The 14,606-nt window shown below is 75.4% G+C and carries 11 protein-coding genes; 7 read left to right on the top strand and 4 right to left on the bottom strand.

Annotation, left to right across the window (positions count from 1 at the left end):
* Window positions 1-88 precede the first annotated feature (88 nt).
* The 3 genes from GA0074704_RS25855 (at window position 89) to GA0074704_RS25845 (ending at window position 4,785) form a co-directional block, all read left to right on the top strand.
* A complete protein-coding gene (locus GA0074704_RS25855) occupies window positions 89-1,126 on the top strand; it encodes a lactonase family protein (RefSeq protein ID WP_172880787.1) in 1,038 nt (345 codons plus the stop codon).
* A 198-nt stretch (window positions 1,127-1,324) separates the two neighbouring features.
* Window positions 1,325-3,070: a VWA domain-containing protein gene (locus tag GA0074704_RS25850; protein WP_088972886.1), complete on the top strand. Its 1,746-nt coding sequence runs from the start codon at window positions 1,325-1,327 to the stop codon at window positions 3,068-3,070.
* 230 nt (window positions 3,071-3,300) lie between these two features.
* Window positions 3,301-4,785, top strand: a complete 1,485-nt coding sequence (locus GA0074704_RS25845) for a sugar transferase (RefSeq protein WP_088972885.1) — start codon at window positions 3,301-3,303, stop codon at window positions 4,783-4,785.
* Between the two features lie 10 nt (window positions 4,786-4,795).
* Here GA0074704_RS25845 and GA0074704_RS25840 read toward each other — a convergent pair whose 3' ends face one another.
* Window positions 4,796-5,929, bottom strand: a complete 1,134-nt coding sequence (locus GA0074704_RS25840) for a PP2C family protein-serine/threonine phosphatase (RefSeq protein WP_088972884.1) — start codon at window positions 5,927-5,929, stop codon at window positions 4,796-4,798.
* 57 nt (window positions 5,930-5,986) lie between these two features.
* Here GA0074704_RS25840 and GA0074704_RS25835 point away from each other — a divergent pair, with 57 nt between their 5' ends.
* Entirely contained in the window at window positions 5,987-6,565 is a 579-nt protein-coding gene (locus GA0074704_RS25835) for a MarR family winged helix-turn-helix transcriptional regulator (protein ID WP_231926682.1), read from the top strand.
* Between the two features lie 85 nt (window positions 6,566-6,650).
* On the opposite strand, the gene GA0074704_RS25830 is transcribed toward GA0074704_RS25835, so the two are convergent.
* The 3 genes from GA0074704_RS25830 to GA0074704_RS25820 all read right to left on the bottom strand — a co-directional run bounded on the left by GA0074704_RS25830 (window position 6,651) and on the right by GA0074704_RS25820 (window position 10,725).
* Window positions 6,651-7,667, bottom strand: coding sequence for a cobalamin B12-binding domain-containing protein (locus GA0074704_RS25830; protein ID WP_088972883.1), 1,017 nt, complete (start codon window positions 7,665-7,667; stop codon window positions 6,651-6,653).
* Window positions 7,664-9,340 carry a PP2C family protein-serine/threonine phosphatase gene (locus GA0074704_RS25825; RefSeq protein ID WP_172880784.1) on the bottom strand — a complete coding sequence of 559 codons (1,677 nt, stop codon included), beginning with the start codon at window positions 9,338-9,340 and terminating at the stop codon, window positions 7,664-7,666. The genes GA0074704_RS25830 and GA0074704_RS25825 overlap by 4 nt, the downstream gene beginning before the upstream one ends.
* Before the next feature lie 131 nt (window positions 9,341-9,471).
* On the bottom strand, window positions 9,472-10,725 hold the full coding sequence (locus GA0074704_RS25820) for an ROK family transcriptional regulator (protein ID WP_172880782.1): 1,254 nt from the start codon (window positions 10,723-10,725) through the stop codon (window positions 9,472-9,474).
* 61 nt (window positions 10,726-10,786) lie between these two features.
* On the opposite strand from GA0074704_RS25820, the gene xylA reads away from it, so the two are divergent.
* From xylA to GA0074704_RS25805, 3 genes are read left to right on the top strand one after another with little or no spacing between them, the layout of a single operon-like run.
* Complete coding sequence (xylA, locus tag GA0074704_RS25815) at window positions 10,787-11,974, top strand: xylose isomerase (protein WP_088972881.1); 1,188 nt, start codon at window positions 10,787-10,789, stop codon at window positions 11,972-11,974.
* A gap of 11 nt (window positions 11,975-11,985) precedes the next feature.
* Window positions 11,986-13,449, top strand: a complete 1,464-nt coding sequence (xylB, locus tag GA0074704_RS25810) for a xylulokinase (RefSeq protein WP_088972880.1) — start codon at window positions 11,986-11,988, stop codon at window positions 13,447-13,449.
* A 41-nt stretch (window positions 13,450-13,490) separates the two neighbouring features.
* Entirely contained in the window at window positions 13,491-14,576 is a 1,086-nt protein-coding gene (locus GA0074704_RS25805; RefSeq protein ID WP_088972879.1) for a DUF5925 domain-containing protein, read from the top strand.
* Window positions 14,577-14,606: the final 30 nt, after the last annotated feature.

The following is a 14,606-nucleotide window of genomic DNA, read 5'->3' as shown; positions in this document are numbered from 1 at the left end:
CGGATTCCGCGGAAACAGGGCTGACGATCGGCCATCCTGGGAAAGCCTGTGGCGCAACGACGGAGAAGCTCGGCGGAAGGTGGGTCCGGTGACGGATCAGGGCACGATCGTCCACATCGGCGGCTACACGGCGCACAGCGGCGGGCGGGGCGACGGCATCGTCGCCGCCCGGCGGGACCGGGACACCGGCGCCCTGACCCCGCTCGGCACGGTGGCGGTCACCCCGTCGCCGTCGTTCCTGGTCCGGCACCCCACCCGACCCGTGCTGTACGCGGTCAACGAACTGCCCGAGGGAGAGGTGAGCGCCTTCCGGGTCGGGCCGGACGGCGACCTCGACCCGCTCGGCACACGGGCCACCGGCGGGGCCGAGCCCTGTCACCTGGCGGTCGCCCCGGACGGCCGGCACCTCTTCGTCGCCAACTACGGCGGGGGCAGCGTGGCCGTGTTCCCGCTGGACCCGGACGGCGTGCCCGGCGAGCGCAGCGACCTGGTCCGGCACGAGGGGCACGGGCCGGATCCGCAGCGCCAGGAGCACGCGCACACCCACATGGTGTCGCCGGATCCCGGCGCGGGGCCGCTGCTCGCGGTCGACCTCGGCACCGACTCGGTGTACCGGTACGACCTGGACGCCGACTCCGGTCGGCTGGTGCCCCGCGCGCCCCGGGTGCGGACCGTGGCCGGCACCGGGCCCCGCCACCTCGCCCGGCACCCCGACGGGCGACGCGCCTGGCTGGTCGGCGAGCTGGACGGCACGGTCACCGCGTACGAGCTGACCGGCGAGGGGGCGTTGCACCAGCGGGGCCGGGTGCGGGCCAGCGAGCGGGCCGGGCACGTGCAGCCCTCGGAGGTCACCGTGGGGGCGGACGGCCGGTTCCTCTACGTCGCGAACCGGGGCGTCGGCACGGTGGCGGTCTTCGGCCTGGCGGGGGAGCTGCCGGAGCTGGTGGCCGAGGTGGCGACCGGTGGCGAGTGGCCGCGGCACTTCGCGCTGACCGGGGAGCACCTGTACGTCGCCGACGAGCGCGCCGACATGGTGCGGGTGTTCCGGGTGGACCCGACGACCGGGGTGCCGGCGCCCGTGGGTGAGCCGGTGCCGCTGCCCAGCCCCACCTGCGTACTGCCCTGAGCGGGCGGTGGTCGATCCACCCCGAGCCACCGCGGCGGCACTGTCCGGAGTGGAATTGGGCGACGGCGCGACACTGACTGGTCACTCACTGTTGCTATTTGGCGGTCAACTGTTTCTCCTGCGTAACTTTCGTCCGAACGGTTGTGGCAGTAACCCCACGAGATACGCAAGATGGTCAGCGTGTCAGGCCGCCATCGCATGCGTTCAAGTATCCGCGGAGCAGGTGCCGCAGCAGCGGCCACCGCGCTCGTCGTCGTCGTCGCGGGTTCCTGGTTCGGCTACCAGCAGTTGGCCCAGCCGGCCTGTTCCGGGTCGATCCAGCTCTCGGTCGCCGCGGCGCCCGAGCTGGCCCCGGCCATCCAGGCGGCCGCCACCCAGTGGGTCGCCGACGGCGCCGCGGTCGGTGGCACCTGCATCGCGGTGAACGTCGCGGCCTCCGACCCGGTCGACGTGGCCGCCGCCGTGGCCAGCAAGCACGGCGCCCGCCTCGCCGGAGTGGGCCAGGCCAGCGGCACAGCGGTCACCCCCGACGTCTGGGTGCCGGACTCCTCCATGTGGCTGCTGCGGCTGAAGACCGGTGGCGCGACGGCCTTCGCCCCGGGCAACGGCGCCTCCATCGCCAGCAGCCCGGTCGTGGTCGCGATGCCCGAGCCGGTGGCCTCGCGGCTGGGCTGGCCGGAGAAGGAGCTCCGCTGGAGCGACCTGCTCAGGGCGGTCAGCACCGACCGGCCGCTGCGGGCCGGCATCGTGGAGCCGACCCAGGACGCGGCCGGCCTCTCCGGGCTGCTCTCGCTGACCGCGGCGGCCAGCGGTGCCGGCGGTGACGGCCAGAAGGCGACCACCGCCGCGCTGCGGGCGCTCGCCACCGGCCGGTCCGCGCTGCGGCAGGACCTGCTCGCCCGGTTCCCCCGCTCGGCCGACCCGACGGCGGTCGCCAGTGGCCTGGGTGCCGCGGCGCTCTCCGAAGAGGACGTCATCGCCTACAACGGCACCAAGCCGCCGATCCCGCTGGCCGCGCTCTACCTCAAGCCCACGCCGATGTCGCTGGACTACCCGTACGCGGTCCTGCCCGGCATCGAGCCGGCCAAGGCGTCCGCCGCCCGGGTCCTCTACGAGCTGCTGACCACCCCCGGTTTCCGCAACCGGCTGGCGGTCCAGTCGCTGCGGGCGCCCGACGGCAACTGGGGTGAGGGCTTCAAGGCCCCCCAGGGCGCCCCCAGCCCGGCCGGAGACGGCGCGAGCGCCGCGCCGCCCCCGGCCGGCGGTACCGCGGCGGGCGGCCTGGACCCGGTGGCCATAGAGCGTGCCGTCTCCGCGTGGTCCATCGCCACCCAGTCCGGCCGGATGCTCTGCGTCATCGACGTCTCCGGCTCGATGAAGGACCCGGTGCCGAGCGCCGACAACGCCAGCCGGGAGCAGGTCACGGTGGCCGCCGCGAGCCGGGGTCTCGGGCTCTTCGACGACTCGTGGTCGATCGGGCTGTGGACCTTCTCCACCAACCTGGTCGGCACCCGCGACTGGCAGGAACTGGTCCCGATAGGGCCGCTGTCCAGCCAGCGCAGCCGACTGGAGCAGGGCCTCGCCACCATCCGGCCGTCGAAGGGCAACACCGGCCTCTACGACACCCTGCTCGCCGCGTACAAGAACGTGCAGGACGAGTGGGAGCCCGGCCGGGTCAACTCGGTGGTGCTCTTCACCGACGGTCAGAACGACGACGACAACGGGATCAGCCGGGCGCAGCTGCTGGCCCAGCTCAAGCGGATCGCCGACCCGGAGAAGCCGGTGCAGGTGGTCATCATCGGCATCGGCAGCGGGGTCAACAAGGCCGAGCTGCAGTCCGTCACCGATGTCACCGGCGGCGGAAGCTTCGTCACCGAGGACCCGTCCAAGATCGGCGACATCTTCCTGAAGGCGATCGCGCTGCGGCCCAACGCCCCCCGCTGAGCCTTCGCCGTGACAGCATTTCCGCCGCTCCGGCCCGCCGGTGCGGCGGAACGCTTTTCACCACCGGGGCACTGCGTGGTCCGGAGGGTGCCGAGGTGAACAGACGGCAACCCGTCGGAAGCAATCGGCGCTGATAATTGTCCGGCAGGATGTCGGAAGTGCTCCGCAGCCACCCGCCCCGACCCGGGACGGACCCCGGCCGGGGCGGTCTGACGAAACGGGAGGGCCGGTTGAGCACGGCGACACTGTTGACCCCGAGCGGCACGTCGCCGCGGTCGGCGTACGAACCGGCGGGCTCGGCGGCCCGCGCCGCCCAGCGCACCTACCTGCGCAACCTGGCGGTGCTGGACACCGCGGTGCTCTCCGTGGCGGTCCTGGCCGGCTACCTGCTGCGCTTCGGGCCCACCGCGCCGTCCGGCGCCGAGGTGCCGTACGAGGTGGTGGCACCCGGTCTGGTGCTGGCCTGGCTGGTGTCGCTGCGGGCGATGCGCTGCTACGACGACCGGGTGCTCGGCTACGGCGCCGAGGAATACCGCCGGGTCAGCGCGGCCAGCCTGCGACTGGCCGGTGGGGTGGCGATCGCCGGCTACATCGCCGAGGTCGGGGTCTCCCGGGGTTTCCTGGCGTACACCTTCGCCCTCGGCACGGTGGGGCTGGAGGTGGCCCGGTTCGGCGCCCGCAAGTGGCTGCACCGGGCGCGCAGTCGGGGCGCCGGCTGGTCCCGCAAGGTGCTGGTGGTCGGGGACACCGCGCACGTGCTGGAGCTGGTGCACACCCTGCGCCGGGAACCGTACGCCGGCTACCAGGTGGTGGGCGCCTGCATCCCGGACGCGCTGCTGGCGCCGGTGCCGCAGCGGCTGGACGACGTGCCGGTGGTCGGCTCGTTCCGCGGCATCCCCGAGGCGGCCACCGCGATTGGCGCGGACACCGTCGCCGTGACCGCCTCCGGCGAGCTGACCGCCGCCCGGCTGCGTCGGCTGGGCTGGCAGCTGGAGGGCACGGGAGTCGACCTGGTGGTCGCCCCGGCGCTGACCGACGTCGCCGGCCCGCGGATCCACACCCGGCCGGTGGCTGGCCTGCCGCTGATCCACGTCGAGGCCCCGGAGTTCCGGGGCGCCCGGAAACTCGTCAAGGGGCTCGTCGACCGGGCCGCCGCGGCGCTCGCCCTGGCCCTGCTGATGCCGCTGATCGCGGTGATCTGCCTGGCCGTCAAGCTGGACAGCCGGGGCCCGGTGCTGTTCCGGCAGGTCCGGGTCGGCCAGGGCGGCCGGGAGTTCGGGGTCTTCAAGTTCCGCACCATGGTGGTCAACGCCGACGCCCTGCTGGCCGAGCTGGCCGCCCGCAACGAGACCGACGGCCTGATGTTCAAGATGCGCGACGATCCCCGGGTGACCCGGGTGGGCCGGCTCCTGCGCAAGTGGTCCCTGGACGAGCTGCCCCAGCTGGTCAACGTGCTGCTCGGGCAGATGAGCCTGGTCGGGCCGCGCCCGCCGCTGCCGTCCGAGGTGGCCCGCTACGACGGCGACGTGGCCCGCCGGCTGCTGGTCAAGCCGGGCATGACCGGGCTCTGGCAGGTCAGCGGCCGGTCCGACCTGAGCTGGGAGGACGGCATCCGGCTCGACCTGTACTACGTCGAGAACTGGTCGCTCGCCGCCGACCTGACCATCCTCTGGAAGACCGTGGGAGCGGTGGTGCAGGGCCGAGGGGCGTACTGAGACCGGCCGGTCAGCCCTGCGGGCCCGTCCAGTCCAGGCAGACCACCACGGCGTCGTCGATGAGGTCGCCGGCCACGAAGGCCCGCAGGTCCCCCAGGAGCGAACGGACGGCGTCCAGCGGCGGCATCGGGGTGGTACGCCGCAGGAACCGCTCCAGCGCCGTCTCGCCGTATCGGACGTCCCCGCCGGTGGCGTCGACCACCCCGTCGCTGACCACGAAGAGCCGGTCGTCGCGGCGCAGCTCGAACCGCTGCGGCCGGTAGTCCGTCCCGTCGAACATGCCCAACGGGAACTGCTTGTCCAGCTCCTGCTCGCTGACCTCGCCGTCGCGCAGCCGCATCAGCCTCGGCGAGCCCGCGTCGACCACGGTCAGCACGCCGGAGGCGAGGTCGAGCTCCATCAGCAGTGCGGAGAGGTGCTGTTCGCCCCGGTGCATGGCGTAGATCGCCTGGTCGGCCAGCGCCGCCTGGTCGGCCAGCGCCAACCCGGCCCGGCGGGCGTTGCGCAGCGCGTGGGTGGCCAGCGAGCTGAGCAGCGACGCGGCGACCCCCTCGCCCATCCCGTTGATCACCACGAGGCAGACCCGGCGCCCGTCGTCGGACCAGTCGAAGGTGTCGCCGCGCACCGCGTACGCCGGTTCGAGCTGACCGGCGAGGCTGAACGAGGGCCGGACCCGGCTGCGCCCCGGCAGCAGCTCCCACTGCATCTCCGCGGCCAGGGTCAGCCGCCGGCTGCGCCGGGCCACCCGGTAGATGTCGGTGCTGGCGGTGACCGCCTCCAGCTCGTGCCCGAACGCGGTGGCGACGCCGGCCAGCTCGTGGAGCGCGGCCGGGTCCGCCGGGACCGGGTGCAGCCGGAGCACGCCGCGCCGCTCGCCGCGCATGCCGACCGGGAAGTACCCGGTGCCGTCCTCGGTGACGATCGGCTCCTGGTGGTCGAAGCAACGCCAGGCCGGGTGCCCGGGCGCGGTGATCGGTTCACCCTTGGTGAACGGCAGCAGCACCGACAACCGGTAGTCGACCTGGAGGAGTTCGGCGCCGGTGATCCCGTAGGTCCGTTCCAGCTCCGTGGCGAGCCGGTCCAGCAGCAGGTCGGCGGGGGCCTCGATCAGCACCCGGCGTGCCTGGTCCTCAGCTCCGCTCATCGTTGCTCCTCTGCACAGGTCCCATGGTCACTTACTGGGGGTAGTCTCGGTTCCACCATGGCCGACGTATCCGGTCCGGAAGGACCAGAAGCGAGTATCGCCGCCGCGTTGGACGACGCGGCGGCGACCCTGCTCGCCGTCTGGGAGGCCGCCCGGGAACGGACCACGAGCCGGCTCTCCAGCGCCCAGTTGCGGGCGGTGATGGTGGTCGAGCAGCACGACGGCATCAACCTGCGCCGGCTCGCCACCCGGCTGGACATGCTGCTCTCCTCGGCCAGCCGGCTCTGCGACCGGCTGGTCGCGGCCGGCATGCTGGAGCGGGAGCCCAGCCGCACCGACCGGCGGGAGATCTCGCTGCACCTGACCCCCGAGGCGCGGAGGCTCCTGGCCGAGCTGCGCACCGACCGCCGGCGCGGGCTGGCCGGCGTGCTGAGGGCGATGAGCCCGGCGGGCCGGCAGGCCCTGCTGGTGGGGATGCGGGAGTTCGACGAGATGGCCCGCGAGCGCGAGGAGGCCGCTGAGCCGCCGCGCGAGTTACCGGCCCCGGCCGCCCGGACCGTTCCGGCCCCGGCCGCTCCGGTCGACCGGAGGGTCGACTGGCGGCGGGGTGGCCCCACGACGACCCGTTCGGCCTGACCGCAGGCTTCCCTTTCGCCGCCGGTGCCGAGCGCACCCGGCTCGCCGGGCGGAAGGGTGAGCGGGGCCGGCGAGCAGCCGGGCCTCAGCGGGCGGTCGCGGTCCGGCGGGCTCGGCGCAGGTGGTCGCCGGCCCGGGGATGCTCGGCCAGCGCGGTGGCGCAGACGTCCAGTAGGACGTCCAGCAGCGGGGTGCCGTCGGGCCGGGCCCGCGACACCCCGGACTGCCAGCCCACGAATTCCGCCAGCAGCGCCGGGTCGCCGACCCGGATCGCCGCGGCCAGCGCGTCGACCAGCTGGGCGGCCACCCCGGCCACCTCGTCGGCGTCTTCCTCGGCCGGATCCACCGCGTACAGGGCCTGCTGCACGATCGTCCGCCGATGCCGCAGCACCGCCACGTACTCGTCGTCGGCGGCTGCCGGGAACGGCCCGGCCGGGTGCAGCGGCCGGCGCAACAACCGGGCCGCGTCCCGGGCGCTGGCCCCCCAGGCGGCGGCCCCCAACGGCGCCGCCCACCGCCCGTCCGCGCCGAAGCCCGGGCCGCCGGCGAGCACCGGCACCCCGGCCGCCCGGCAGGCCTCGATCATCCGGCCGGCGCGGACCAGCCGGGTCGACAGCAGGCAGCTCAGCAGTACGGCGTCCGGCCCGGCCTGGTGCAGGTAGGAGACCAGGTGCCGGGCGGGCACGCTGGCCCCCAGGAAGGTCACCTGCCAGCCGTCGGCGCGGAGCACCTCGGCGACGATCCGGGCCGGCAGGGCGTGCCACTCGCCCTCCACGCAGGCCACCACGACCCGGCCGCGGCCGGTCGGGGCGGGCGTGCGGGCGGCCACGGCGGCGGCCACCAGCTCGCTGATGTGCGTCGCGGCGTGCTCCTGGGCCACGCTCCACCGGCCGGTGAACCACCGCCGGCCGATCTCCTGCTGGGCCGCCGCGACCACGTCGACCAGGACGTCCGCCACGGACGCGCCGGCGTCCAGCAGGTCGGTGGCGAGCCGTACCGCCGCGGTCTGGTCGGCCCGGTCCAGGCAGTCCAGGTACGCCTGCACGGTCGCCGCGTCGACGCCGCCCCCGGTCCCGGCCGGCGTCGCGCCGTCCGGCGTCACCCGGCCGCCGCGGCGCTGATGGCGAGCATCGCGATGTCGTCGTGGCGTTGCCCGTCGAGCCACTCGTCGACCAGTTGCAGCAGCCGCTCCACCACCACGGTCGGGGGCAGCCCGGTCACCGGCAGGAGCGCCTGGCGCAGCCGGGCGTCGCCGAACATCGCCCCGCCCCGTGGGCCGCCGCGCGCCTCGGTGACCCCGTCGGTGTACGCCAGCAGCAGCTCGCCCGGTGCCAGCCGGAACTCCGTCTCGACGAAGCGGGCGGAGGTCAGTGCCCCGATCGGCATCCCGCCCACCTTGACCGCGGTGACGGTGCCGTCGGGACGGACCACCAGCGGGGAGGGGTGCCCGCCGCCGGCGATCCGGACCCGCAGGCCGCCCTCCGGGTCGGGCGTGAGGGTGCCGAGCAGCAGCGTGGTGAACTGGCTGCGCCGGGCCGCGTCGGGAGAGTCGAAGAGCGCCCGGTTGAGCAGGTTCATCAGCGCGAGCGGCCGCTGCTCGACCAGCCGGAGGGTCTGCAGGGACTGGCGTACCCGGCCGGTGAGCACGGCCGCGCCGACGCCCTTGCCGCAGACGTCGCCGAGGGCGAACATCGCGCCGTCGGCGGTGGGGAAGACCTCGTAGAAGTCACCGCCGATGCGCAGGCTGTCGCCGGCCGCCCGGTAGCCGCCGGCCACCGTGGCGCCGGGCACCCGGGGCAGTTCGGGCGGGAGCAGGCTCTGCTGGAGCACCCGGGCCAGGTGGGTCTGCTCGCCGTACAGCTCGGCGGCGGCCAGCGCGGCGCCGGCCCGGGCGGCGAACTCGCGGGCCAGCTCGATCTCGCGGCGGTCGAAGCCGGCCCGGTCGGCGCGGCGGATCAGGATCAGCGCCCCGGCCGGTCCGCCGGCGCTGAGCATCGGGCTGACCAGCACGGTGCCCGGCCGGCCGAAGTCGGCCGGCAGCAGCGGCGCGAGGTCGGCCAGCTCGGCGTCGAGCCACGGGCTGGGCTCGGTGGTGTCGCCGTCCAGCGCCTCGGCCAGGCCGGGGACGGTGCCGGCCAGCTCCCAGGAGCCGACCCCGGTCTCGGGCGTCGGGTCGCCGTCGGCGTACCGGAGCCAGTGCGGGTAGGGATCGGCGGGGGGTGGTGGCTCGTGGACGACGATCGCGGCGTCGGCGAGGTAGGGCACCGGCAGGGACGCGGTGGCCCGCAGGGTCTGGTCGCGGTGCAGGGAGAGGCCGAGCCGGCTGCCGGCCTGGGCCAGGAAGGCGGTACGGGAGCGCTCGGCGAGCAGCGCGTCGGTGCGCGCCTGCTCCTCGGTGACGTCCCGGACGTACCAGGCCCAGCGGCCGCCGGCCAGGCTCCGGCGGGTGCCGCGCAGCCGCCGGCCGAGGTGCTCGTCGTCGAAGCCGTCCGCGCCGGTGGAGACCGCCCGGGCCAGCGCCGCGACGGCGCAGCGGGTCAGGTCGGTGCCGGCGACGATCTCGGGCAGCAGCTCGCCGGCCATCGCGTTGACCAGCGTCACGACCCCCGCGTGGTCGGTGGTGACGACAGCCTCGGCGAGGCCGTCCAGCAGTTCCCGGGCGAGCCGGGAGTCGGCGGGCAGCGGCGTGCCGGCCGGTGCGCGGGAGGGGGTGCGTGCGGCTCGCCCAGCTCCGCTGACCGGACCGGCGACACCTCCCCGGCGGGCGGCGGTCACCGCTGCTCAGGGGGCGAGTCGGTCTCTCCGCGACCTGTGCCCATGCTGGTAGTGCGCTCCTCGATCGGGGTCGTTGCCTAGAGGCAAGCGTACCGACGGGATCCGGCGATCGCCCATCGAGCGAGACCGGCTCAGCCGGAGCGGGCCAGCCAGCCGGCCGGTCGGGCGATGATCGAGCGGGCCACCGAGCCGGCTCCGCCCACGGCCGCCGAGCGGGGGCCGAGGACGGCGGGGCGCACGGTGACCTCGGCCCACGGGGTGGTCAGCACCCGCCGGGACAGCTCGGTGAGGATCGGTGGGCGCAGCCACGGCGCCAGGGTGGCGTATCCGCCGCCGAGGACCACGGTGTCCAGGTCGAGCAGGTTCACCACGGCGGAGACCGCGACCCCGAGGGCGGTGCCGGCGTCGTGCAGCGCGCCGCAGGTGGCCAGGTCGCCCGCCGTGGCCAGGGTGGCGAGCCGGGTGGTCGCGGTGTCGGCCGGCAGGTCGGCCCCGGCCAGTCCGGCGGCGGTGAGGATGGCCTCCTGGCCGGCGTACCGCTCCAGGCAGCCCCGGCCGCCGCAGCGGCAGGGCGGGCCGTCCGGGCGGATCGGGATGTGACCGATCTCGCCGCTCCAGCCGCGGGCGCCGCGGAAGAGCGCGCCGTCGAGCACGATGCCGGCGCCGATGCCGACCTCGCCCGAGATGTGCAGGAAACTGCGGGGGCCGGGCGGGCCGGCGTGCAGTTCGCCGAGGGCGGCCAGGTTGGCCTCGTTGTCGACCACCAGGTGCGGCACGCCGGGGACCGGCTCGACAAGTGGCGGATGGCCGGCGAGCAGGGCCGGCACGTCGACGTCGTGCCAGCCGAGGTTGGGCGCCAGCCGGACCAGGCCGTCGGCGCCGACCAGGCCGGGCACGCCGAGGGTCGCGCCGACCAGGGTCAGGCCCTCCCGGTCGGCCGCTGCCCGGGCCCCGGCGGCCAGGCCGGCGAGCCGGGTCAGTGCGTCGGCGGGGGAGACCGGCCGCAGGTCGGCCCGGTGTACGACGTGGTGCCGGACCGTGCCGGCCAGGTCGACCACGCAGGCGGCCAGGTAGTCGACGTTGACCTCCAGGCCGAGCCCGGCGGGGCCGTGGTCGGCGAGGACCAGGCCCCGGGCGGGTCGGCCGGCGCCGGTGCGGGGCGCCGGTGCGGCCTCGCTGACCAGCCGGCCGTTGATCAGGTCGTCGACGACGGCGGAGACGGTGGCCCGGGTCAGCCCGGTGTCGGCCGCCAGGTCGGCCCGGGACGGCGGCGTGGGGGCGGCGGCGATCCGGCCGAGCACCAGGGCGAGGTTGAGCTCACGCAGGCTGCCCTGGCGCACCGCCCCGACGGCGCTGGTGCTGGTCACCTCTTGACAGTGCCACATCGCCGCCAAATAATTCAATCACTGAACAAATTGAGGCCACGCCACCACCCCGGAGGTCACCATGGCACCCCGCCCCACCCCCGCCGACAAGTTCTCCTTCGGTCTCTGGACGGTGGGCTGGCAGGCCCGCGACCCGTTCGGCGACGCCACCCGACCCGAGCTGGACGCCGTCGAGGCCGTGCACAGGCTGGCGGAGCTCGGCGCGTACGGGATCACCTTCCACGACGACGACCTGGTCCCGTTCGGCGCGGACGCCGCCACCCGCGACGCCCGGCTGACCCGGTTCCGCAAGGCCCTCGACGAGACCGGCCTGGTCGTGCCCATGGTGACCACCAACCTGTTCACCCACCCGGTGTTCAAGGACGGCGGTTTCACCAGCAACGACCGCGACGTGCGCCGGTACGCGCTGCGCAAGGTGCTGTGCAACGTCGACCTCGCCGCCGAGCTGGGCGCGAAGACGTTCGTCATGTGGGGCGGCCGGGAGGGCTCCGAGTACGACCTGGCCAAGGACGTCCGCTCCGCGCTGGACCGCTACCGGGAGGCCGTCGACCTGCTCTGCCAGTACGTCGTCGACTCCGGCTACGACCTGCGCTTCGCCATCGAGCCCAAGCCGAACGAGCCGCGCGGCGACATCCTGCTGCCCACCGTCGGGCACGCGCTGGCCTTCATCTCCGGCCTGGCCCGCCCCGAGATGGTCGGGCTCAACCCCGAGGTCGGCCACGAGCAGATGGCCGGACTGAACTTCGCGCACGGCATCGCCCAGGCACTCTGGCAGGGCAAACTGTTCCACATCGACCTCAACGGCCAGCGTGGCATCAAGTTCGACCAGGACCTGGTCTTCGGCCACGGCGACCTGCTCAACGCGTTCGCCCTGGTCGACCTGCTGGAGCACGGCGGCCCGGACGGCGGTCCGGCCTACGACGGGCCGCGGCACTTCGACTACAAGCCGTCCCGCACCGAGGACATGACCGGGGTGTGGGCCTCGGCGGAGGCCAACATGCGGATGTACCTGCTGCTCAAGGAGCGGGCCGCGGCGTTCCGGGCCGACCCGGAGGTGGCCGAGGCGCTCACCGCCGCCAAGGTCGGCGACCTGGCCACCCCGACGCTGAACCCGGGGGAGAGCTACGCCGACCTGCTCGCCGACCGGTCCGCGTTCGAGGACTTCGACCCGGAGGCGGCCGGCGCGAAGGGCTACGGCTTCGTGCGGCTCAACCAGCTCGCCGTCGAGCACCTGCTCGGCGCGCGCTGAGGCGGGCCGGCATGCCGCTCGTCGCGGGAATCGACTCGTCGACCCAGTCCTGCAAGGTGGTGATCCGGGACGCGGAGACCGGCGCGCTGGTCCGGCAGGGCCGCGCGCCGCACCCCGACGGCACCGAGGTCGACCCGGCCGCCTGGTGGGCGGCGCTGCGCGCCGCGGTCGCCGAGGCGGGCGGCCTGGCCGACGTGGTGGCCGTCTCGGTCGCCGGCCAGCAGCACGGCATGGTCTGCCTGGACGAGGCGGGGGAGGTGGTCCGGCCGGCGCTGCTGTGGAACGACACCCGGTCCGCCGGCGCGGCGAGCGACCTGGTCGCCGAGGCGGGCGACGGGGAGTCCGGCCGGCGGGCCTGGGCCGAGGCGGCAGGCAGCGTGCCGGTGGCCAGCTTCACCGCCACCAAGCTGCGCTGGCTGGCCCGGCACGAGCCGGCCAACGCGGCCCGCGTGGCGGCGGTCTGCCTGCCGCACGACTGGTTGACCTGGCGGCTGGCCGGTGCGCCGGGGCTCACCGCGTTGCGCACCGACCGGGGTGACGCCAGCGGCACCGGCTACTGGTCGCCGCGCACCGGCGAATACCGGTTCGACCTGCTGGAGCAGGCACTGGGCCGGCGGGTGACGGTGCCGACGGTGCTCGGCCCGGCGGAGCCGGCCGGCCGGCTCGACCCGGCGGCCCTCGCCGGCACCGGCGGGCGGGTGCCCGGCGCCGACCCGGCCGGGGTCCTGCTCGGACCGGGCACCGGGGACAACGCCGCCGCCGCGCTCGGCGTCGGCGCCGGCCCGGGCGACGTGGTGGTCTCGATCGGCACCTCCGGGACCGTCTTCGCGGTCGCCGACACCCCGGCCGCCGACCCGTCCGGCACCGTGGCCGGGTTCGCCGACGCCACCGGCCGCTTCCTGCCGCTGGTCTGCACGCTGAACGCCGCCAGGGTGCTCGACGCGGCCGCCACCCTGCTCGGCGTGGACCTCGCCGAGCTGGCCGAGCTGGCGCTGGCCGCCCCGCCCGGGGCGGACGGGCTGGTGATGGTCCCCTACCTGGAGGGGGAGCGGACACCGAACCGGCCGGACGCCACCGGCTCGGTGCACGGCCTGACCCTGCGCACGTCGACCCCGGCCCACCTGGCCCGGGCGGCGGTGGAGGGGCTGCTCTGCGCGCTCGCCGACGGGCTGGACGCGCTGCGCGCCCAGGGCGCCCGGGTGGACCGGGTGCTGCTGGTCGGCGGTGGCGCCCGGTCGCTCGCCGTCCGCCGGATCGCGCCGCAGGTCTTCGGTTGCCCGGTGGTGGCGCCCCCGGCCGGGGAGTACGTCGCGGACGGCGCGGCCCGCCAGGCCGCCTGGGTCGCCCTGGGTGGCGCGACGCCGCCGGCGTGGCCACTGGACGGCGCGCAGGAGTACGTCGCGGAGCCCGTTCCCGCGATCCGGGACCGCTACGCCCGGGCCCGCGACCACGTACTGGATCAATTCGTAGCTTAAAGGGGTGTACGGGCGGCGTCGGCGATCGCCATCATCGGAGGATGCGGACCACGCCGGCCGACGCCACCCTGCCCTCCGTCCTCCAGTACGACGACTCCGACAGCCCGTGCGACGTCGTCGACGCGCTCGCGCTGGCGGACTTCGTCACCGGCCGGCACCCCTGGGCCCGGACGGTCCGGCTGGCCCGGCTGCGCGACGACGCCACCCTGGCCCCCGCCGACGCGCGGGTGCTGCGGACCGCCGTCGAGCACCGCCAGCGGTTCCGGCTGATCGCCGGCGACGGCTGGACCGCCCGGGTGGTGACCTGGAACGGGCGCTCCGGCGAGGTCACCGTGACCGCCGTCGACGACCGGACCGGGCAGGCCGCCCTGGACCGGATCATCGAGGGCGCCGCCGAGCCCGAGGACCCCGACACCGGCCGGATCGGTTTCTGGCACCACGACCCGCGCCGGGGCGCGCGGCGCGACCTGCGGTCGATCGCCGCCCCGGAGTGGGCGGCCATCCGGGCCAACTACACCGCGCCGGCGCGGACCGCGCTGGACGCGCTGATGGCGGTGACCCCGCAGACCGTCACCGGTCGGCTGGTGCTGCTGCACGGCGCGCCCGGCACCGGCAAGACCACCGCCCTGCGGGCGCTGTCCCGGCAGTGGCGGCAGTGGTGCCAGGTGGACGCCGTACTCGACCCGGACGTGCTGTTCGGCGACGCCGCGTACCTGTCCGACATCGCGGTCGGCGACGAGGACGAGGAGGGCGCGGGCCACCGGTGGCGGCTGCTGATCCTGGAGGACTGCGACGAGCTGATCCGGGGCGAGGCGAAACAGACCACCGGGCAGGCGCTGTCCCGGCTGCTCAACCTCACCGACGGGCTGCTCGGCCAGGGGCGGGAGGTGCTGGTGGCGATCACCACCAACGAGGACCTGTCCCGGCTGCACCCGGCGGTGGTCCGGCCGGGGCGCTGCCTGGCCCGGATCGAGGTGGGCCCGCTGTCGTACGCCGAGGCGACCGGCTGGCTCGGCGCCTCGGCCGGCATCCCCCCGCAGGGCGCCACCCTCGCCGAGCTGTACGCGCTGCGCTCCGGCGCGGTCCCCGCCCCGACGGTGCCGGCCCAGCTCGGCGGTTACCTCTGAGGCCGGCGGGGCCGTCACCAGGCCGTGATC

The sequence above is a fragment of the Micromonospora siamensis genome, assembly GCF_900090305.1.
In the GTDB taxonomy this organism is placed as follows: Bacteria; Actinomycetota; Actinomycetes; order Mycobacteriales; family Micromonosporaceae; genus Micromonospora; species Micromonospora siamensis.
Note: the sequence above shows the minus strand (reverse complement) of the source record. Positions and strands in the feature narration are given on the sequence as shown.